This window comes from Maritimibacter fusiformis, assembly GCF_008086115.1.
In the GTDB taxonomy this organism is placed as follows: domain Bacteria; phylum Pseudomonadota; class Alphaproteobacteria; order Rhodobacterales; family Rhodobacteraceae; genus Muriiphilus; species Muriiphilus fusiformis.
In genome coordinates, this window is record NZ_VSIY01000004.1 from 613666 (window position 1) to 633799 (window position 20134).

The window sequence follows — 20134 nt, forward strand, 5'->3', positions numbered from 1 at the left end:
CAAATCTGGCGAAATGAGGGCGCGGCGATGAACATCCTGATCCTGGGCGGCGGCGGGCGCGAACACGCGCTGGCCTGGGCGGTCAAGCAGAACCCGAAGTGCGACCGGCTGATCGTGGCCCCCGGAAATGCCGGCATCGCCGAGATCGCGGAATGCGCCAGGATCGACATCCTGAACGGCGGGCTGATCGCCACCTTCGCCGAGGAAAACGCCATCGACCTGGTCATCATCGGCCCCGAAGCGCCCCTGGCGGCGGGCATCGCGGATCGGCTGGAAGACGCCGGGCTTGCAGTTTTCGGACCTTCCGCGGCTGCATCGATGCTGGAATCGTCAAAAAGTTTCACAAAAGAGATTTGTGACGCCGCAGGCGCCCCTACCGCCGCCTACGCCCGTTTCACCGAGGCCGAACCGGCGCGCGCCCATGTCCGCGCCAAGGGCGCACCGATCGTGATCAAGGCCGACGGGCTGGCCGCCGGCAAGGGTGTGGTCGTGGCGATGGACGAGGCCGAGGCGCTGGCAGCCATCGACGACATGTTCTCGGGCACCTTCGGAGAGGCTGGCGCCGAGGTGGTGATCGAGGAATTCATGCAGGGCGAAGAAGCCTCGTTCTTCGTGCTCTGCGATGGCGAGACGCTTCTGCCCATCGGCACCGCGCAGGATCACAAGCGGGTCGGCGAGGGCGATACCGGCCTCAACACCGGCGGCATGGGCGCCTATTCCCCCGCCCCGGTGCTGACCGACGAGATCGCGAAAAAGGCAATGGAGCGGATCATCGCCCCGACCATGCGCGTCATGGCCGAGCGCGGCACACCTTACCGCGGGGTGCTCTATGCCGGGCTGATGATCGAAGATGGCGAGCCGCGGCTGGTGGAATACAACGTGCGGTTCGGCGATCCCGAATGCCAGGTTCTGATGATGCGGCTGGGAGCGCAGGCGCTCGACCTGATGCTGGCCACCGCCGAGGGGCGGCTGTCCGAGATGAAGGTGAACTGGGCCGAGGATCACGCGATCACCGTGGTGATGGCGGCCAAGGGCTACCCCGGGGCCTACGAGAAAGGCTCGGTGATCGAGGGGCTCGAGGCATTGCCCGAAGACAGCCGCCACATGGTGTTTCATGCCGGCACCGCCGAGAAGGACGGCAAGCTGATTGCCAGCGGCGGGCGGGTTCTGAACGTGACCGCGCGCGGCGACAGCCTGCGCGAGGCGCGCGATGCGGCCTATGAGATGGTCGAGGCAATCGACTGGCCGGGCGGGTTCTGCCGCTCCGACATCGGCTGGCGGGCGCTGGGATGAGCGAGGTGCGCAGCTACGCTTTCAAACCGGCGCTGCTGCGCGCCAGGCGCACCTACCGCCTTGATGACACGACACTTTTCCTGCGCGACGACACCCCCGTCGACCTTGCCGCGATCACCGGCGCGGGCTTCGTCAACCATTCGGTCAGCCGCAACCGGATCATGCGGCTCGACCTGTGGGTCGGCGCGGAAAAGCACAGCATCGGCTACAACGCGGCCGAGGCGGCATGGCGCATCGACCCCGACGCGCGTGACTTTCTCAGGCTGGTGCGCGACGTGCTTGGGGCGTTGGCCGAGACCCGGCCCGATCTTGAGGTCACGCTGGGCGAGGTGGGCAAGGCGCGGTTCGCGATGTTCCTGGTGGGCGTGGTGTCGGCGGTGATCGGGGTCGCCCTGTTCGTGGCCGCGCTTGCCACCGGGATTTCCACCGACCGCGTCGCCGCCGGAGCCATCCCGATGCTGCTCATGCTGGCCCTCGGCGCGATTATCATCCGCACCAACTGGCCCTGGCGTGCGCCCCCCACCGGCAAGGCCGGGGCCGTTGCCGACGTGGTCGATCAGGTGATCGACGGGCTCGAGGCCGCCTGACGCCTCAGCCGGCGTGGATCAGGGTCGAGAACAGGCGCGGATCGAGGCTTTGCGACCGGAACGTCTCGCCCTCGGTCAGGATCGACACCGCGTCATGGCTGTGCAGGCTTTCCTGGTGGCTGGCCACGACACGGAAATCGCCGACCCGGGCGTCGTCCTTGAGGCGCTCGCAGAACAGCCGGGCGGCGTCCTCGACAAAGATCGGGTTGGCCGCGTTCAACTCGGCGAAGGCCTGTTCGTCTTCGCGTTTCACCATCACCTGGGTCTCGGTCGGCACCGCGTCGCGGCACAGGTCGATCAGGTCTTCGAACCACAGGCAGGACCGGTCGCACATCACCTCGACCGAGATCCGCGCGACCGAGCGCTGGCTGTGCGGCGTCGCCAACTGGCCGCGCACCTGGCGGGCGTGTTCGGACAGTTCCAGCGAGCAGGGGCAGGTCGAGCTGTAGACGTAATCGAGATGGATGAACTTGCGCCGCGTGCCGCCCTGTTCGACCAGCTCCAGCGCAATGTTGTAATACTGATAGCCCTCAAGGCCGGAGCGCAGGGATTGCACCTTCATCGGGAAGGAAAATGACATCTCGATGCGGGCATCGAGGCTGTCGAGATCGGTTTTGTAGTCGTCCAGCGCCGCCTCGATCACCTCGAAGGAAAACACCTTTTCGGCGTGCGCGTAGAAGCTGCGCATGATCCGCGACATGTTGATACCTTTCTTCTCGGCCTCGAGGCTGACCGTGCCGGTCACCGAGGTTTCGAGCGTCAGGTCACCATTGTCGCGGGTGTGGTAGCGGATCGGCAGGCGGAAGTTCGAGATGCCGACATGCTGGATCAGCTGGCGCGCGCCCTGGATCAGGCTGGCGGGGCCGTTCTGCAGGTCGGGCATCGTCGCCTTGTAGGCGTCATCGGGCACGAAATCCGCCGGATAGCTGCGGCTGAGGTCGGGATAGTTCGCCACCTCGTGCGCCGGCAGCAGCCGCGCGATGGCCGGATCGAGCCGCGCCACCTCGACCGGGTCGGCACTGCTGGCCCAGGCGCGCAGCGTATCGAGTGCGCGCCGCGCCTCGTCCTCGTCGGGATGCACGGCGGTCAAATTCGGGCTTACGTGGGTCATGGCGAGGCCTTTCGATCCTGTCCAAGGCCCGAATATAAGGCCTCGTGGGGTGATTTACCAAGCAATACGCTCACAGGTCGGATGCGGATCATCCGCCAAAGGTTCCCGGCGCGAAAGATCAGCCGGCCGGCACGGCGTCGAGAGCGGCGCGGAAATCCGTGATCAGGTCGTCGGTATCTTCCAGCCCCACCGACACCCGCACCAGCCCCGGCGTGATTCCCAGAATGGCTTTCTGGTCATCGGGCAGGCGCTGGTGCGTGGTGGTGGCCGGGTGCGTCACGATGGATTTCGCGTCGCCCAGGTTGTTCGAGATCACCGGAATCGTCAGCGCGTTCAGAAAGGCGAAGGCGGCGGGTTTGCCGCCCGCGAGGTCGAGCGCGATCACCGTGCCGCCATGCGCCATCTGCCGGTCGACGATGGCGCGGTCGGGGTGGTTGGCCAGCCCCGGAAACAGCGTGCGGGAAAGTTTCGGATGCCCCTCCAGCGCCTCGGCGATCTTCTGCGCCGAAGCCGCCGCCGCCTGCACGCGCAGGTCGAGCGTCTCCAGCCCCTTCAGCATCACCCAGGCGTTGAACGGGCTGAGCGCGCCGCCGGTGTGTTTCATGTAGGGCTCGAGCGTCTGGCGGATGAACTCGCGGCTGCCCAGCACCACGCCGCCAAGGCAGCGGCCCTGGCCGTCGATATGCTTGGTCGAGGAATAGATCACCACGTCGGCGCCCATGTCGGCGACATTCGGTCCGACCGGCGTGCCGAACACGTTGTCGACGATCACCAGCGCGCCCTGGGCATGGGCGATCTCGGCCACGGCGGCGATGTCGATCACCTCGAGCGTCGGGTTCGAGACGGTCTCGAAAAACACCGCCCTGGTGCCCGGCCGCACCGCCTGCCGCCAGGCGCCAAGGTCGGTGCCGTCGACCAGCGTCACCTCGACACCGAAGCGGCCCATGATGTCCAGAAGGATCGTAAGCGACGAACCGAACAGCGCGCGCGCCGCGACGATGTGATCGCCCGAACCGGCGATCGCCATCAACGCTCCATTGACCGCGGCCATGCCGCTGGCGGTGGCAAAGGCGTCCTCGGTGCCGTCGAGCGCGGCGATACGGTCCTCGAACATGCGCACGGTAGGGTTGCCGTAGCGGGCATAGATGAACTCGTCCGGCCCGGCCTCCTGAAACCGCGCCTCGGCCTGTTCGGCGCTGTCGTAGACGAACCCCTGGGTGAGGAAAATCGCCTCGCTGACCTCGCCGTACTGGCTGCGACGGGTGCCGCCGTGGACGGCCAGGGTTTTCGGGTTCCAATCGGTCATCGCGCGCTCCCAAGCACAAAAAAGCCCCCACCGCATGAGCGCCGGGGGCAATCGTCCCTGACCTCTTTAGCGGTTTGTTTAACGTGGCCCGCAATCGGGTGAACAACTCGCCACGAATCGCTCGTAGCGCGCGCCCGAACCCGCGTCAAGGCGCCGCAGGGCGCGCACGGCGCGCGCCGCGAAGCGTGATCGCGCCGCCCCTTGCCCCCGCCGTGTGATGCGTCATGCTGCGCCCGGCGACCGAAACCAGGAGGACCGCATGGCACTGATCGAGCTTTACTACTGGCCGACCCCGAACGGCTGGAAGATTTCCATCGCACTGGAAGAGATGGACCTGCCCTACGAGGTCAAGCTGGTGAACATCGGCAAGGGCGAGCAGTTTGCGCCGGAGTTCCTGAAAATCGCGCCGAACAACCGGATGCCCGCCATCGTCGACCCCGACGGGCCGGACGGCGCGCCGATCTCGGTGTTCGAGTCGGGCGCGATCCTGCAATACCTCGCGCGCAAGACCGGCCAGCTTTACGGCAGCGGCGAACGCGACCGGGTGGCGGTCGAGGAATGGCTGTTCTGGCAGATGGGCGGGCTTGGTCCGATGGCCGGGCAGGCGCACCATTTCCTCAGCTACGCCCCGGCGCTCGATCCGCCGCAGGATCTGCCCTATGCTAAGGACCGCTACCGTACCGAGGTCGCCCGGCTCTATGGCGTGATGGACAAGCGGCTGGGCGAGGCGCGTTATCTTGCGGGGGATTTCTACTCCATCGCGGATATTGCCTGCTACGGCTGGGCATCCCTGTGGGAACGGCAGGAGCAGACGCTCGACGACAAGCCCAACCTCGCCCGATGGCTCGATGAGCTTGGCGCGCGCCCGGCGGTGATGCGCGGCATGGCGGTCGCGAGCGACGCGCGCGGCAACATCACCGACGACAAGGAGGCGCAGAAAGTGCTGTTCCGGCGGTAGGCCCCTGGTCAGTCCGCCTCGCCGGTGCCGTAGCGCGAAAACAGCCGCGACTGCGCCATGAAGAACGCGAAGATGCCAAGCGTCAGCCCGAAGGTCTTGAAGTTGACCCAGACATCCGTCGACATGGTGCGCCAGATCACTTCGTTGGCCACCGCGAGAAACAGGAAGAACAGCGCCAGACGCTTGGTCAGGATCATCCATCCCTCGGGGCGCAGCGGCACGGCCTGGTCCATCACCGCCTCGAGATAGCTGCGCCCGCGCAGCAGGCCGAACCCGAGGATGCCGGCGAACAACAGGTAGATGATCGTCGGCTTCATCTTGAAGAAGCGTTCGTCGTTGAACCAGATCGACAACCCGCCGAACACCGCAACCAGCACCAGCGTCGCGATCTGCATCTTCGAGATGTGACCGGACAGCCGCCATTGCACGAAGGTGGCGATGGCCAGAAGCGGGATGAACAGCGCGGTGACGGCGACGAAACCGGAATATTCTGTGCCGCCGATCAGGAAGGTCCGGTCGCGCAACAGCATGTAGCCCGCGAAAAAGGCGATGATCGGCCCGTATTCGAGGGCCAGTTTCAATCCGGGTTTCATCCCTTGTCCAGACATCCGAGTCTCCTAGCTGCCAAGCTCCACTATCACGGCGCCGGCGGCGATCAAAGCCATCAGCATCACCCGGCGCGGCCCGGTCGACTCCTTGAGCACCAGCCAGCCGATCAGGGCCGCGAACACCGTCGAGGTTTCGCGCAGCACCGCGGCCTCGCCGACCTTGTCGAGCCGGGTCGCCAGCATGATCGAACCGAACGAGAAGAACGCGACGACGCCGCCGATCATCCCGCGCAGCGCCAGCGGCCCGAGTTTCGGGCGCACGGCCAGGCGGCGGTAATGGGCCAGCGCGATCAGCGGAAAGCCCAGCCCGTCGAGCATGAAGAACCAGGCCAGGAAGGTGAACGGATCGGGCGTGGCGCGAATGCCGTAGGCGTCGACCGTGGTATAGAGCGCGACGAAGCCGCCGGTCACCACCGCCATTGCCAGCGCCGGCTTCAGCTTGTCGCGCCCGACCTGCCAATGCCTGAGATTATAGAGCGCAAGCCCGTAGATGCCGGCCATCAGCACCCCGACGCCCAGCCATTGCACCGCGGTGAAATGCTCGCCGAACAACAGCCCCGCGCCGATCACCGTGAACAGCGGGCCGGTGCCGCGCACCACCGGATAGACAACGGTGTAGCTGCCCAGCGTGTAGGTATAGCCCTGTGCCAGCTTGTAGACGATGTGCACCACCATGATCAGCACGAACAGCGGGATCAGCGACGGGTCGGGCCAGGGCACCACGAACAGGGCAATCGGCGCGGCCATCAGCCCATATGCGGCATCTATCGCGCCGCGTGACAGCCACGGGTCGTGCCGCCCCTTTTGCAGCGCGCCGAACAGCGCGTGCAGGACCGCCGCCAGCACGGCCAGCACCAGGGCCGCGGTATGCCCGGCCTCGGTGCCCTCGATGGCGGTGATCCAGTCGCTCACAGCACGGTGGCTTTGGGCGCGCGCGGGATGCGGGCGCCGGTCTGCGGCAGATCCTTTCGTCCGCGCGGCCCGGTGGCGGCGTCGATGCGGATGCGGCCGATCGGGATGGGTCGGCTCGCCTTGTCCTCGACCCGGTTGGCGCGGCGGCGCGCGACAAAGCGTTCGATTCCGAAGGGCTGGCCGTAGGCGTCCTCGATCTGTGGTGTCTCGGCCAGTTCATGCGCGGCATCGGCCAGCAGGCGCCAGGTCAGGCGGCGGGCATACTCGTCGTCGCGAAACCCGGGGCTTAGCGCCATCTCGGCGATGCGCGTGACCTCGCCCGCGCGGATCAGCGCGGCCGCCCCGACCACCTGCCAGTCGGCAAACAACACCGCCCGCGACAGCACGTCGGCCATGCGTGAATAGGGCGGCTGACCTGCCGCGGGATAGGGATGACGGCACGCCAGCGCACGCGCCTCGGCGACGAAGGACATCGCCGTGCGGGTGCCTTTCAAAAGCAGATGCGGCCCTATCCGCGTCTCGGTCATCTGGTCTTTCATCCTGCCGCCCCCGGCATCAGTCCGTATCATAGCCGCGAATCCTGACGAAATCAGGGCTAGGCGTGGGCGCCGGTCAGCGCACGGGCGAATTCGCCGGGGTCGAAAGGCGCCAGGTCGTCGATCTGCTCGCCCACCCCGATGGCGTGGATCGGCAGGCCGAAGCGGTCGGCCAGCGCCACCAGCACGCCGCCCTTGGCGGTGCCGTCGAGCTTGGTCATCACCAGCCCGGTGACATCCGCCATCTTGCGAAACGCCTCGACCTGGCTCAGCGCGTTCTGGCCGGTGGTGGCGTCCAGCACGAGGAGCGTGTTGTGCGGCGCGGTCGCGTCCTTCTTGCGGATCACCCGCACGATCTTGGCCAGTTCCTCCATCAGGTCGGCGCGGTTCTGCAGCCGCCCGGCGGTGTCGATCATCAGAAGGTCGGCCCCCTCGGCCTCGGCCCGCGTCATCGCGTCGAAGGCGAGGCTGGCGGGGTCGGAGCCTTCGGGCGCGGTCATCACCGGCACGCCCGCGCGCTCGCCCCAGACCTGAAGCTGTTCGACCGCGGCGGCGCGAAAGGTGTCGCCGGCGGCGATGATCACCGACTTGCCGGCGGCGCGGAACTGGCTGGCCAATTTGCCGATGGTGGTGGTCTTGCCCGAGCCGTTGACGCCGACCACCAGCACCACTTGGGGTTTTTTCGCATAGAGCGGCAGGGGGGTGGCGACCGGCTCCATCACCCGCGCGATCTCGGCGGCCATCAGCGCCTTGATCTCGTCCACCGACATGCGCTTGCCCATCCGCCCTTGGGCGATGTTGGCGGTGACGCGCAGGGCGGTATCGACGCCCATGTCCGAGGCGATCATCAGCTCTTCGAGGCTTTCCAGCATGTCGTCGTCCAGCGCCCGTCGGGTGACGGTGCGCTTGTCGCCGCGGCCCAGAAGTCGGCCCAGCACACCGGGCCTGGCGGCGGTTTCGGACGGCGGAATTTCCAGCGGCGGGGTGTTCGGCATCGGGTCTGAAATTCCCGGAACCTCGCTGGGCGGGGTGTCGGGAATTTCGGGCGCGGGGGCGGGCACCTCGGTCGGGGAAGGGCCGGGCAGGTCGGGGCCGGGATCGGGGGGGCGGTCAGGAGTCGGTGCAGGCGCCGGATCGGGTTGCGGCACCGGGACCGGTTCCGGCGTGGGGACGGGGTCCGGTTCGGGTTGCGGCACCGGGTCGGGCTGTGGCACCGGGTCGGGTTCGGGCGTCGGCTCCGGCCCTGGCGTCGGCACAGGATCGGGGGACGGCTCCGGCGTCGGTTCCGGGTCCGGGGCCGCGTCCGGCTCTGCCGCTTCCTCGACGCCGCCCTCTTCGACGATCGCCTCCAGCCCCTGTTCGAGCTTCGACGAGGATCGGGTCAGGCGGTTCTTGAGCTTCTTGAAAAACGACATGGGGCCTCCGGTCTTGCCCTTCACCTCACGCGTGGTGCGCCGACAGGGCCGCACGCGGTCAACCGTCGTTACACCGCGGCGTTTTCAAAGCGAATGTATTCACGGCGACAGGTGACTTCAATTCAACGCCCCATGCTCTAGTCGCGAATGCGCCTGATGGGAAGGCCCGGGGCGTCCCGTTCAGACCGGGGCAAAGCTGTCGGTGCGCGCCATGTCCCAGAATTTCGCGAACGCCGGGTGCGCGACGTTGTGATCGAGCAGCTCGCCCGGCGCCACCCAGTCGTATTGGCTGCGCGCCGAGCGCACTTCGCGGCTGTTGATGCGAATCATCAGGTGGTCGGGGCGCAGGTGCGACGGGTGCGCCAGCCCCGCCGCGCCGATGGTTTCGCCCAGTGCGCGCAGGGTGTTGGCGTGAAAGTTTGCCACCCGCGTGGCCTTGTCGGCGACATCGAGCGCCCGGTAGCGGCCGGGGTCCTGCGAGGTCACCCCGGTCGGGCAATTGCCGGTGTGGCAGGTCTGCGCCTGGATGCAGCCCAGCGAGAACATGAAGCCGCGCGCCATGTTGCAGGTATCGGCCCCCAGCGCAAAGACCCGGGACATGTCGAAGGCCGAGATCAGCTTGCCGGCGACCACGATCCGGGTCTTGTCGCGCAGGCCCAGTCCGACCAGCACGTTGTGCACCAGCATCAGCCCTTCGCGCAGCGGCGCGCCGATGTGGTCGGCGAACTCCGCCGGGGCCGCGCCGGTGCCGCCCTCGGAGCCGTCGACGGTGATGAAATCGGGCTGGGTGCCGGTTTCCACCATCGCCTTGGCCATCGCGAACACCTCCCACGGGTGGCCGACGCAGAGCTTGATGCCGACCGGCTTGCCACCCGACAACTCGCGCAGCCGGGCGATGAAATCGAGCATTTCGACCGGGGTGGAAAAGGCGTTGTGGGCGGCGGGGCTGATGCAGTCGACGCCCCTGAGGATGCCGCGCGCCTCGGCGATCGTCTCGCTGACCTTGGCGCCGGGCAGGATGCCGCCGTGGCCGGGCTTGGCCCCTTGCGACAGCTTGATCTCGATCATCCTGACCTGGTCGGCGGCGGCTTTCTCGGCGAAGGCGCCCGGGTCGAACCGCCCCTCGACATCGCGGCAGCCGAAATAGCCCGAGCCGACCTGCCAGATCAGGTCGCCCCCGTGCATTCGGTGAAAGCGCGAGATCGAGCCTTCGCCGGTGGTATGGGCGAACCCGCCCCGTTTCGCGCCGATGTTCAACGCCTCGATCGCGTTGGGCGAGAGCGCGCCGAAGGACATGGCGGAAATGTTGAGCACCGAGGCCGAATAGGGCTGCGCACAGGTCCCTTCGCCAAATGAAACCCGGAAATCGGGGTTGTCGTTGTGGCGCGGCTGAACCGAATGGTTGATCCATTCATGGCCGACCTCGGACTGGTTCCTGAGCGTGCCGAAGGGGCGCAACCCCTCGATATCCTTCGAACGGCGATAGACCAACGCGCGTTGTTCGCGCGAATAGGGAACCTCGTCATGGTCGCTTTCCAGGAAATACTGCCGAATCTCGGGCCGGATGCCTTCGAGCAGGAACCGCGCGCGGGCCAGCACCGGGTAATTGCGCAGCACCGCGCGCTTGCGCTGCCAGATGTCGAAACTGCCGATCAGCCCGCCGACAATGCCAAGGCCCAGCAGCGCGCCGCCCCAGAACGGGGCCGCCATGCCCAGCACCACCCCGGCGGGGATCGCCGCGAGGAACGCGTAATAGGGCAGGTAGCGCATTTTCAGCATCGGCAAGCTCCGGTCGCCCGACCGCCACAGACAGGCACAGACAAGCACAGACCCGCGAACAATCGGTTAACCCGACCCTCGCCGGGGCTGCGACAACTTGTCAAGCACGGCCCCCGAAACTGCCGGGCCGCAGGCGCAAGGCGGATTGACAGCGCGCGCGCGCAGGGCCAACCCTTCCGCCCATGTTCGATCCGCGCCCCATCGCCTATGTGATCGGTCTCGTTGTCGCCGTGCTGGGCGTGACGATGTTCGTGCCGATGCTGGTCGACCTTTACTATGGCAGCCCGGATTGGGCGGTGTTCCTGCAAAGCGCGATGATTTCCATCGTGTTCGGCGGCACCCTTGCACTGGCCACCGCCAACACCGCCGGGCAGGGGCTGTCGATCCAGCAGATCTTTCTTCTGACCACGCTGGTCTGGATCGCGCTGCCGCTGTTCGGGGCGCTGCCGTTCATGATGAGCGTGGTCGATGCCCGGGTCGTCGACGCGATGTTCGAGGCGATGTCGGGCATGACCACCACCGGCTCCACCGTGTTCTCGGGGCTGGACGATCTGCCGGCGGGTATCCTGCTCTGGCGCTCGATGCTGCAATGGTTCGGCGGCATCGGGATCATCGTGGTCGCGATGGTGTTCATGCCGGAACTGCGCGTCGGCGGGATGCAGATCTTCCGCTCCGAGGCGTTCGACACGATGGGCAAGGTGCTGCCCCGCGCGGTCGAGATCGCCGGGCGCATCTTCTGGATCTACATCGGGCTGACCGTCGCCAACGTGCTGGCATACCTCGCCGTCGGCATGACGCCGTTCGACGCCATCAACCATGCCTTCACCACCATCTCGACCGGCGGGTTCTCGACCCACGACGCCAGCATGGGGGTCTACCAGGGCGCGCCGGAATACGTCGCCTCGGTGTTCATGATCCTGGCCAGTCTGCCGTTCGTGCGGTTCATCCAGCTTGCCGCCGGCACCGCGCGGCCGCTGTTCACCGACCCGCAGGTGCGCGGCTATCTGACCTTCATCGCGTCGATCACGCTGGTGCTGGCGCTTTACCGGCTGATCGCCAATGGCGACCATTTCGAACACGGCGTCCGCGAGGGGCTGTTCAACGCCGTCTCGATCATATCCGGCACCGGCTATGCCAGCGTCGATTATCAGCTCTGGGGCGCTTTTCCGTTCGTGGCGTTCTTTTTCCTCGGGCTGGTCGGCGGCTGCGCCGGGTCGACCGCCTGTTCGGTCAAGATTTTCCGCTACCAGTTGCTTTTTGCCTCGGTGAAGGCGCAGATCCGCGCGATCCATTCGCCGCACGGGGTGTTCGTGCCGCGCTATGGCGGGCGGCCGGTGGGCGAGGATATCCTGTCCTCGGTGATGGCGTTTTTCGTGATGTTCGTGGTGTCGCTGGGGGTGTTGTCGGTGGCGCTGGCGATGACCGGGCTCGATACCGTCACGGCGCTGTCGGGCGCGGCCACGGCGCTGGCCAATGTCGGCCCCGGCCTTGGCGATACCATCGGGCCTTCGGGCAATTTCGCGGCGCTGAACGATACCGCCAAGTGGCTGCTGACCGCGGCGATGCTGATCGGGCGGCTGGAAGTTCTGTCGGTCTACGTGCTGTTCACCCTGCGGTTCTGGCGTGACTAGGAGAGAGCGATGACCGACCGGCCCGACGCCGCCCGCCTGCTGCATCTGAGGGGCGAGACCCTTGCCAAGGGCGACCCCGTGGCGCTGCCGCTCACGCTGGCGTCGATGTATCACCTGCCGGGCGATCCGGGCGGCGTCGCGGCCTATGGTCGGAGCGACAACCCGACATGGGAGGCGCTGGAGGCCGCCCTGGGCCATCTCGAGGACGCCCCGGCACTGGTCTTCCCGTCGGGCATGGCGGCGATCGCGGCGGCGCTGTTTGCCACGCTCGGGGCGGGCGACCGGCTGCTGATGCCGTCCGATGGCTACTATACCCCGCGCGTGCTGGCCGAGAACTTCCTGTCCGGCCTCGGCATCGTGGTCGAGACCCGGCCAACCGCCCGCTTCACGGAGGGCGGCTTTGACGGTTATCGCGCGGTGCTGATCGAGTCGCCGTCCAACCCCGGCCTTGACCTGTGCGACCTTGCCGCCGTGACCGGTGCGGTGCGGGCGGCGGCGGGTGTTTCGATCGTCGACAACACCACCATGACGCCGTTCGGCCAGCGCCCGCTCGAGCTTGGCGCCGATATCGTGGTGGCCTCCGACACCAAGGCGCCGGGCGGGCATTCCGATATCCTTATGGGCCATGTCGCCAGCCGCGACGGGCAGGTCATGGCGCGGGTGGCCGACTGGCGCAAGCTGACCGGCGCGATTCCCGGCCCGTTCGAGGCCTGGATGCTGCATCGCAGCCTTGCCACGCTGGAGTTGCGCTTTGCCCGGATGTGCGACAACGCCCAGATCATCGCCGAGCGGCTGCGGGGCCACCCGGCACTGACCGCGCTGCGCTTTCCCGGTCTGCCGGACGATCCCGGCCACAACCTCGCCCGGTCACAGATGACCCGGATGGGGTTCCTGATCGGCCTGACGCTGGCCGACGAAGCCAGCGCCGAGCGGTTCATCGCCGAGTGCCGGCTGATCACGCCCGCGACCTCGTTCGGCGGCGTGCACAGCTCTGCCGAGCGCCGGGCGCGCTGGGGCGATGCGGTGGCGCCGGGGTTCGTGCGCCTGTCGGTCGGCTGCGAGCCGGTGCAGGACCTGTGGCGGGCCATCGACGCGGCCCTGCGCGGCTGAGGCGCGCGTGCCCTCAAGACAATGTCAATCATTCCGGTGCATCAGGAGGGTCGAAAGGCAGGCCGTCCCCTTGCAGCCCCCCGGTGGCACCATTAGAATCCATCCCAGCGGGCCCGGCCCGGTATGCAAACGCGGGCCGCGGCCCGCCACACAAATACAAAGGCAGGCCAGATGCGCGATCCCTTCGAGACCTACATGAACACCCTCGTCCCGATGGTGGTGGAACAGACCAGCCGGGGCGAGCGTGCCTATGACATCTTTTCGCGCCTTCTCAAGGAGCGCATCATCTTCCTGAACGGCCCGGTGCATGACGGCATGTCCAGCCTGATCTGCGCCCAGCTTCTGTTTCTCGAAGCCGAGAATCCGTCCAAGGAAATCTCGATGTATATCAACTCGCCCGGCGGCGTTGTGACCTCGGGGCTGTCGATCTACGACACGATGCAGTATATCCGGCCCAAGGTCTCGACGCTGGTGATCGGGCAGGCGGCCTCGATGGGGTCGCTGCTGCTGACCGGCGGCGAGAAGGGGATGCGTTTCAGCCTGCCCAATTCGCGCATCATGGTGCACCAGCCCTCGGGCGGCTATCAGGGCCAGGCCACCGACATCATGATCCACGCGCAGGAGACGCAGAAGCTCAAGGACCGGCTGAACGAAATCTACGTCCGCCACACCGGGCAAAAGCTCAAGGCGGTGGTCGACGCGCTGGAGCGCGACAATTTCATGAGCCCGGAAGAGGCCAAGAACTGGGGCCTGATCGACGAGATCTTCGATCGCCGCGAAGCCGGCGCAGACGACGGCAAGTGATCTGTTGCCGCCCTGCCGCAGGGTGGCAATTTCACGTTGTGCCGACCATACCCGTCGCCTAGTCTGAGGCGACGGGCACGAAACGGGCCTTGCGAGGTCGAACAGAAATGGGGCGCGCGCCCCAGGGAAACGACACTATGGCGAACAATTCCTCCTCGGGCGGTGACAGCAAGAACACCCTCTATTGCTCGTTCTGCGGCAAGAGCCAGCATGAGGTGCGCAAGCTGATCGCGGGGCCGACCGTGTTCATCTGCGACGAATGCGTCGAGTTGTGCATGGACATCATCCGCGAGGAAACCAAGGGCTCGGGCCTGAAATCCACCGATGGCGTGCCGACCCCGCAGGAAATCTGCGAGGTGCTCGACGACTACGTGATCGGCCAGTATCACGCCAAGCGGGTGCTGTCTGTCGCGGTGCACAACCATTACAAGCGTCTGAACCATGCCGCGAAGGCAGGCGACGACATCGAGTTGTCGAAATCGAACATCCTGCTGATCGGCCCGACCGGCTGCGGCAAGACGCTGCTGGCCCAGACGCTGGCGCGCATCCTGGATGTGCCCTTCACGATGGCGGACGCGACCACGCTGACCGAGGCCGGCTATGTCGGCGAGGATGTGGAAAACATCATTCTTAAGCTGCTTCAGGCGTCCGAATACAACGTCGAACGCGCCCAGCGCGGCATCGTCTACATCGACGAGGTCGACAAGATCACGCGCAAGTCCGACAACCCCTCGATCACCCGCGACGTTTCGGGCGAGGGCGTGCAGCAGGCGCTGCTCAAGATCATGGAAGGCACCGTCGCCTCCGTGCCGCCGCAGGGCGGGCGCAAGCATCCGCAGCAGGAATTCCTGCAGGTCGACACCACAAACATCCTGTTCATCTGCGGCGGCGCCTTCGCCGGGCTGGAAAAGATCATCGCCCAGCGCGGCAAGGGCTCGGCGATCGGCTTCGGCGCCGACGTCAAGGACGAGGACAGCCGCGGCGTGGGCGAGATGTTCGGCGAGCTTGAGCCGGAAGACCTGCTGAAATTCGGCCTGATTCCCGAATTCGTCGGCCGCCTGCCGGTGATCGCCACCCTGACCGACCTCGACGAGGCTGCGCTGGTCACGATCCTGACCCAGCCCAAGAACGCGCTGGTCAAGCAATACCAGCGCCTGTTCGACATCGAGAATGCGCAACTGACCTTCACCGACGACGCGCTTGTCGCCATCGCCAAACGCGCCATCGCGCGCAAGACCGGCGCGCGCGGGCTGCGGTCGATCATGGAGGACATTCTGCTCGACACCATGTTCGAACTGCCCGGGCTTGAGAACGTCGACGAGGTGGTGGTGAACGAAGAGGCCGTGACCTCGGACGCCAGGCCGCTGATCATCTACAGCGATTCCGCATCCAGCAAGGAAGGCGCCTCGGCCGGCTGAGGCCGGGCGCACCCGGAACGCCATGACCCGCAAGCTGATCTCATCCGGCTCGCCGTTCGAGGAACAGGTCGGCTATTCCCGCGCCGTGGTCGATGGGGGCTGGGTCTTCGTGGCCGGAACCACCGGCTATGACTATGCCACCATGACGATGCCCGAGGATGTGGCCGACCAGTGCCGCAACGCGCTGGCCACCATCGAGGCGGCCCTGTCCGAGGCCGGCGCCAGCCTCGCCGACGTGGTCCGCGTGCGCTACATCCTGCCCGACGGGGGCGATTTCGAACCCTGCTGGCCGGTCCTGCGCGCCGCCTTCGGCGATGTGCGCCCGGCGTCGACGATGATGGTCGCGGGCCTGATGACGCCCGAGATGAAGATCGAGATCGAAGTCACCGCGCGGCTTCCCGCCGGCACCGATCCCTGAGCCTGCCGCGACAGGTTTGGCACTGGACCTCGGCGCGCGCTTGCGCCATATGGGGGCAGAACATTGCGGAGGCTTTCATGCGGTTCATTCTCTCGCTGATCACCTGGTGGCATGCCGAAACGCTGGGCACGCGCCTGTTCACCTGGCGCCGCGGCGTGCGGGTCGGCGAGGACGAGGCGGGCAACACGTTCTACCGCACCCGCGACGACAAGCGCCGCTGGGTGGTCTATGCCGGCGAGCCCGAAGGCAGCCATGTCGGCCCGGACTGGCACGGCTGGCTGCACCATACCTTCGACCAGAACCCGGCAGAAAACCCGCTGACCCACAAGAGCTGGGAAAAGCCGCATCAGGTCAACCTGACCGGAACGCCCGCGGCCTATGTCCCGGCCGGCTCCCTGCGCCGCCCGCACCCGGTGGAGCGCTCGGACTATGAGGCGTGGCAGCCGGAATAGGCCCGCGATGCGCATCGTCACTTCCAGACTGGCCGGACCCGTCACCTTGCTGGCCGCCTTGGCCCTGCCGGTCACGGCGCAGATCGTCGTGATCCCGCTCGACCCGGTCGACCCCGGCGAGGTTGTCACCCCCGACGAACCGCAGGACGACCCCGACGACTTCACCCTCACCCCGCTCGAGCCCCGCGACCCCGGCTCGGTGGTTGGCGGAGAGGTGACCACCACCGAGGAAGACGAGGTCACCCAGGGCACCGGCGCCATGCTGCGTGGGCTGGACAAGCTGGCCGGCACCACCGTGGACATCCCGCTTGCCAAGGGTGAAACCGGCGGTCTGGGCTGGCTCCAGATCACGCTGGGCGAGTGCCGCTATCCGGTCGACAACCCGGCGGGCGACGCCTATGCGTGGCTGGTGATCCGCGAAAACAACGCCGAAGTGCCGATCTTCGAAGGCTGGATGATCGCTTCGTCACCGGCGCTGTCGGCGCTGGATCACTCGCGGTTCGACGTTTGGGTCAAGAGCTGCACCACCGACTGAGCATCCGGTAGCGGGCGCGACAGGATCTCGGCATTGCCCCCCTCGAGCGCCGCGTCCAGCAATTGGTGATAGCGCGCGCGCGACACCTCGTCGGCCCCCAGCCGGACCAGGTGATCGGTCAGGAACTGGGTATCAAACAGCCGGTACCCGGTCGCGCGCAGGTGCGCCACCAGAGTGGCCAGCGCGACCTTCGACGCGTCGGTGCGGGTCGAGAACATGCTTTCGCCGAAAAACGCCCGCCCCAGCGACACGCCATAGACGCCGCCGACCAGCTCGTCCCCCTCCCAGGCCTCGATCGAATGGGCGTGGCCCAGCCGGTGCAGCGCGAAATAGCCGCGAAAGATCGTGTCGTTGATCCAGGTCTCGTCGCGGTCGGCACAGCCGCGCACCACGTCCTCGAACGCCATGTCCAGCGACAGGTCGAACGGCTTGCGCAGGATCGTGCGGCGCAGCGAGCGTGACAGGTGAAAGCCGTCCAGCGGCAGGATGCCCCGGTGGTTCGGATCGACCCAGAACACCTTCGGGTCGTCGCGCCCCTCCGACATCGGGAACACCCCGGCGGCATAGGCGCGCAGCAGGAGATCGGGGGTGAGCCGCGTCTCCTGCACGCCTAGCCCATGTTCTTTTCCAGCCAACGTTCCAGCCAATGGATGTTGTAGTCGCCCGCGATGATGTCGGGGTCCTGCAGCAGCGCGTGGAACAATGGCACGGTGGTCTCGACACCGTCGACGATCAGTTCGCCCAGCGCACGACCCAGCCGTGACAGCGCCTCGGGCCGGTCGCGGCCATGCACGATCAGTTTGCCGATCAGGCTGTCGTAGTAGGGCGGGATCGTATAGCCGTCATACAGCGCCGAATCCATCCTGACCCCGAGCCCGCCGGGCACGTGATACTGCGTGATCTTGCCGGGGCAGGGCGCGAAGTTCGGCAGTTTCTCGGCGTTGATGCGGATCTCGATGGCGTGGCCCTGAACCTCCAGATCGTCCTGGGTGAAGGACAGCGGCAGGCCCTCGGCCACGCGGATCTGTTCGCGCACCAGGTCGACGCCGAAGATCGCCTCGGTCACCGGGTGCTCGACCTGCAGGCGGGTGTTCATCTCGATGAAATAGAATTCGCCGTTCTCATAGAGAAACTCGATCGTGCCTGCGCCGGAATAGCCCATTTCGGCGATCGCCCGGGCGCAAATGCCGCCGATCTCGGCGCGTTCCTCGGGGCTGATCGACGGGCCGGGCGCCTCTTCGAACACCTTCTGGTGGCGGCGTTGCAGCGAGCAATCCCGCTCGCCCAGGTGCACACCGCCGCCCTTGCCGTCGCCGAACACCTGCACCTCGATATGACGCGGCGTCTGGAGATATTTCTCCATATAGACCTCGTCATTGCCGAAGGCCGCCTTGGATTCGCTGCGCGCGGTCGAGAAGGCGTGTTTCAACTCGGCCTCGGTCTTGGCGACCTTCATGCCGCGCCCGCCGCCGCCGGCGGTGGCCTTGATGATCACCGGATAGCCCATCTCGGCCGCGACCGTCCTGGCGGTCTCGTAATCCGGCACGCCACCGTCGGACCCCGGCACCACCGGGATGCCCAGCGCCTTGGCGGTTTCCTTGGCGGTGATCTTGTCGCCCATCATGCGGATGTGCTCGGCCGAGGGGCCGATGAAGGTCAGGTCGTGATCCTCGACGATCTGCACGAACTTGGCGTTTTCCGACAGAAACCCGTAACCCGGATGGATCGCCTGCGCGCCGGTGATCTCGCAGGCCGCGATGATGGCGGGGATCGACAGATAGCTGTCGGTGCTCGGCGGCGGGCCGATGCAGACGCTTTCGTCGGCCATGCGCACATGCATCGCGTCGGTGTCGGCGGTGGAGTGGACGGCGACCGTCCTGATCCCCATCTCACGCGCCGCACGGATGACGCGCAGCGCGATCTCTCCCCGGTTGGCGATCAGGATCTTGTCAAACATGGCCAGCCTCCGGGCCTATTCGATGATCATCAGGGGCGCGCCGAACTCGACCGGTGCGCCGTCTTCGACCAGGATGCGCTTGACGGTGCCGGCGCGCGGGGCGGGGATCTGGTTCATCGTCTTCATCGCTTCGACGATCAGGACGGTATCGCCCTCGGCCACGGTGTCCCCGACCTTGACGAAGGGGGGCGAGCCGGGTTCGGCCTGCATGTAGACGGTGCCGACCATCGGCGAGGTCACCGCGCCGGGATGGCTGGCCGGATCACCGTCGCCGGCGGGCGCGGCGGGCGCTGCGGTTGCGGCGGCGGGCGCGACCGGGGCCGCGGGCGCGCTGGCTACGGGCGCGGGCATCGCCGGGGCCTGCTGCACCGGGACGCCGCGGCTGATGTAGACGTTCATCTTGTCGTCTTCGCTGTAGGTCCGTTTGACCTGGATTTCGTTGAGGTCGCTTTCGCGCAGGAGTTCGGCCAGGGCCTTGATGAAGGCCACGTCGGTTTCTCGGGTGTTTTCGGTCATGGCGTCCTCGACATCTGCCTTTGCTCGCCCCCGGCGCGGCGCACCTGCGGGTTTGTCCGCTTATATGCAGTTGGGCGGCGAGTTGAAAGTATGGACTTTGCCCGCGGGCAGGATCATTCAGGCGTCCGCCGCGCGTTCGACGGCGCTGCCCAGCGGCGTGAGCGCGGCGCGGTAGAGGTGATCGAGAAAGGCCGCGGCCCCGTCGAAATGTTCGTCGCCCTCGGGCGCGAGGATGCCGCGCACCTGGGTGTCGAAATCGGCGTAGTGCTGCGTCGTCGCCCAGATCGAGAAGATCAGGTGATGGGGGTCGACCGGTGCGATCATCCCGGTTTCGGCCCAGCCCCGGATGATGCGCGCCTTGTCGTCGACCAGCGTTTTCAGCTCGCCGGTGATCATCGGCATGATCCGGGGTGCGCCCTGCACGATCTCGTTGGCAAACAGGCGGCTTTCGCGCGGCATCTCGCGCGCCATGTCGAGCTTGCGCAGCACATAGGCGAGAATCTCGTCCACCGCGTCGCCCTCGGGGTCGAGCGCGCGCAGGGGCTCCAGCCAGTCGTCCATCAGATCAGACAGAAGCGCGACATGGATCGCCTCTTTCGACGGGTAGTAATAGAGCACGTTCGGCTTGGACAGCCCGGCGGTCGTCGCGATCTGGTCCAGCGTCGCGCCGCGAAACCCGGCCTGCGAAAACACCTCCAGCGCGGCCTCGAGGATCGCGGCGCGGTTGCGGGCCTGTATTCTGGTCTTCGGGCGGCTGTCCGCCATGCGCGCGTCTCTCCCCCGAAACG

The 20134-nt window shown here is 66.8% G+C and carries 21 protein-coding genes and 1 riboswitch; of the genes, 10 read left to right on the plus strand and 11 right to left on the minus strand.

Going from position 1 to position 20134, the window contains the following annotated elements; genetic code table 11:
- The first annotated feature begins 27 nt into the window (after window positions 1–27).
- Together purD and FVF75_RS07065 are read left to right on the plus strand one after the other, a co-directional pair.
- On the plus strand, window positions 28–1293 hold the full coding sequence (gene purD / locus FVF75_RS07060; RefSeq protein WP_148377230.1) for a phosphoribosylamine--glycine ligase: 1266 nt from the start codon (window positions 28–30) through the stop codon (window positions 1291–1293).
- Entirely contained in the window at window positions 1290–1880 is a 591-nt protein-coding gene (locus FVF75_RS07065; protein ID WP_148377231.1) for a hypothetical protein, read from the plus strand. Before purD ends, FVF75_RS07065 begins: the two co-directional genes overlap by 4 nt.
- Window positions 1881–1884: 4 nt before the next feature.
- Here FVF75_RS07065 and folE2 read toward each other — a convergent pair whose 3' ends face one another.
- Window positions 1885–2991 (minus strand): GTP cyclohydrolase FolE2, encoded by a 1107-nt coding sequence (gene folE2, locus FVF75_RS07070; protein ID WP_148377232.1) that lies wholly within the window; start codon window positions 2989–2991, stop codon window positions 1885–1887.
- Window positions 2992–3109: 118 nt separating this feature from the next.
- Window positions 3110–4297 (minus strand): O-succinylhomoserine sulfhydrylase, encoded by a 1188-nt coding sequence (metZ, locus tag FVF75_RS07075; RefSeq protein ID WP_148377233.1) that lies wholly within the window; start codon window positions 4295–4297, stop codon window positions 3110–3112.
- Window positions 4298–4342: 45 nt separating this feature from the next.
- Window positions 4343–4421, minus strand: a riboswitch (SAM riboswitch).
- Window positions 4422–4556: 135 nt separating this feature from the next.
- On the opposite strand from metZ, the gene FVF75_RS07080 reads away from it, so the two are divergent.
- Window positions 4557–5255 carry a glutathione S-transferase N-terminal domain-containing protein gene (locus FVF75_RS07080; protein ID WP_187393001.1) on the plus strand — a complete coding sequence of 233 codons (699 nt, stop codon included), beginning with the start codon at window positions 4557–4559 and terminating at the stop codon, window positions 5253–5255.
- A gap of 8 nt (window positions 5256–5263) precedes the next feature.
- Here FVF75_RS07080 and FVF75_RS07085 read toward each other — a convergent pair whose 3' ends face one another.
- The 5 genes from FVF75_RS07085 to FVF75_RS07105 form a co-directional block, all read right to left on the minus strand.
- The gene (locus tag FVF75_RS07085; protein WP_148377234.1) at window positions 5264–5863 is read right to left on the minus strand and encodes an inner membrane-spanning protein YciB; all 600 of its coding nucleotides are present in this window, start codon (window positions 5861–5863) and stop codon (window positions 5264–5266) included.
- A gap of 9 nt (window positions 5864–5872) precedes the next feature.
- Window positions 5873–6775, minus strand: a complete 903-nt coding sequence (locus FVF75_RS07090) for a DMT family transporter (protein WP_148377235.1) — start codon at window positions 6773–6775, stop codon at window positions 5873–5875.
- The gene (locus tag FVF75_RS07095; protein ID WP_148377236.1) at window positions 6772–7314 is read right to left on the minus strand and encodes a hypothetical protein; all 543 of its coding nucleotides are present in this window, start codon (window positions 7312–7314) and stop codon (window positions 6772–6774) included. The genes FVF75_RS07090 and FVF75_RS07095 overlap by 4 nt, the downstream gene beginning before the upstream one ends.
- Before the next feature lie 56 nt (window positions 7315–7370).
- Window positions 7371–8726 (minus strand): signal recognition particle-docking protein FtsY, encoded by a 1356-nt coding sequence (gene ftsY / locus FVF75_RS07100; RefSeq protein WP_148377237.1) that lies wholly within the window; start codon window positions 8724–8726, stop codon window positions 7371–7373.
- A 180-nt stretch (window positions 8727–8906) separates the two neighbouring features.
- Window positions 8907–10496 (minus strand): FMN-binding glutamate synthase family protein, encoded by a 1590-nt coding sequence (locus FVF75_RS07105; protein WP_187393005.1) that lies wholly within the window; start codon window positions 10494–10496, stop codon window positions 8907–8909.
- 191 nt (window positions 10497–10687) lie between these two features.
- Here FVF75_RS07105 and FVF75_RS07110 point away from each other — a divergent pair, with 191 nt between their 5' ends.
- The 7 genes from FVF75_RS07110 to FVF75_RS17910 all read left to right on the plus strand — a co-directional run bounded on the left by FVF75_RS07110 (window position 10688) and on the right by FVF75_RS17910 (window position 16873).
- Window positions 10688–12136 (plus strand): TrkH family potassium uptake protein, encoded by a 1449-nt coding sequence (locus tag FVF75_RS07110; RefSeq protein WP_148377239.1) that lies wholly within the window; start codon window positions 10688–10690, stop codon window positions 12134–12136.
- Window positions 12137–12145: 9 nt separating this feature from the next.
- The gene (locus FVF75_RS07115; protein ID WP_148377240.1) at window positions 12146–13246 is read left to right on the plus strand and encodes a cystathionine gamma-lyase; all 1101 of its coding nucleotides are present in this window, start codon (window positions 12146–12148) and stop codon (window positions 13244–13246) included.
- A 171-nt stretch (window positions 13247–13417) separates the two neighbouring features.
- Window positions 13418–14050 (plus strand): ATP-dependent Clp protease proteolytic subunit, encoded by a 633-nt coding sequence (locus FVF75_RS07120; RefSeq protein WP_148377241.1) that lies wholly within the window; start codon window positions 13418–13420, stop codon window positions 14048–14050.
- A gap of 137 nt (window positions 14051–14187) precedes the next feature.
- Window positions 14188–15468: an ATP-dependent Clp protease ATP-binding subunit ClpX gene (gene clpX, locus FVF75_RS07125; RefSeq protein ID WP_148377242.1), complete on the plus strand. Its 1281-nt coding sequence runs from the start codon at window positions 14188–14190 to the stop codon at window positions 15466–15468.
- 22 nt (window positions 15469–15490) lie between these two features.
- Window positions 15491–15886: a RidA family protein gene (locus tag FVF75_RS07130; protein WP_148377243.1), complete on the plus strand. Its 396-nt coding sequence runs from the start codon at window positions 15491–15493 to the stop codon at window positions 15884–15886.
- Between the two features lie 77 nt (window positions 15887–15963).
- Window positions 15964–16338, plus strand: coding sequence for an NADH:ubiquinone oxidoreductase subunit NDUFA12 (locus FVF75_RS07135; protein ID WP_148377244.1), 375 nt, complete (start codon window positions 15964–15966; stop codon window positions 16336–16338).
- Window positions 16339–16345: 7 nt separating this feature from the next.
- On the plus strand, window positions 16346–16873 hold the full coding sequence (locus FVF75_RS17910) for a DUF2155 domain-containing protein (RefSeq protein ID WP_342779794.1): 528 nt from the start codon (window positions 16346–16348) through the stop codon (window positions 16871–16873).
- Here the strand turns inward: FVF75_RS17910 and aat are convergent.
- The 4 genes from aat to FVF75_RS07160 form a co-directional block, all read right to left on the minus strand.
- Complete coding sequence (gene aat / locus FVF75_RS07145) at window positions 16828–17481, minus strand: leucyl/phenylalanyl-tRNA--protein transferase (RefSeq protein WP_281289582.1); 654 nt, start codon at window positions 17479–17481, stop codon at window positions 16828–16830. The genes FVF75_RS17910 and aat overlap by 46 nt on opposite strands.
- Before the next feature lie 2 nt (window positions 17482–17483).
- Window positions 17484–18830, minus strand: a complete 1347-nt coding sequence (gene accC, locus FVF75_RS07150) for an acetyl-CoA carboxylase biotin carboxylase subunit (protein ID WP_148377246.1) — start codon at window positions 18828–18830, stop codon at window positions 17484–17486.
- 15 nt (window positions 18831–18845) lie between these two features.
- Window positions 18846–19346, minus strand: a complete 501-nt coding sequence (accB, locus tag FVF75_RS07155; RefSeq protein ID WP_148377247.1) for an acetyl-CoA carboxylase biotin carboxyl carrier protein — start codon at window positions 19344–19346, stop codon at window positions 18846–18848.
- A 117-nt stretch (window positions 19347–19463) separates the two neighbouring features.
- Window positions 19464–20111, minus strand: a complete 648-nt coding sequence (locus FVF75_RS07160) for a TetR family transcriptional regulator C-terminal domain-containing protein (RefSeq protein WP_148377248.1) — start codon at window positions 20109–20111, stop codon at window positions 19464–19466.
- Between the last annotated feature and the right edge of the window lie 23 nt (window positions 20112–20134).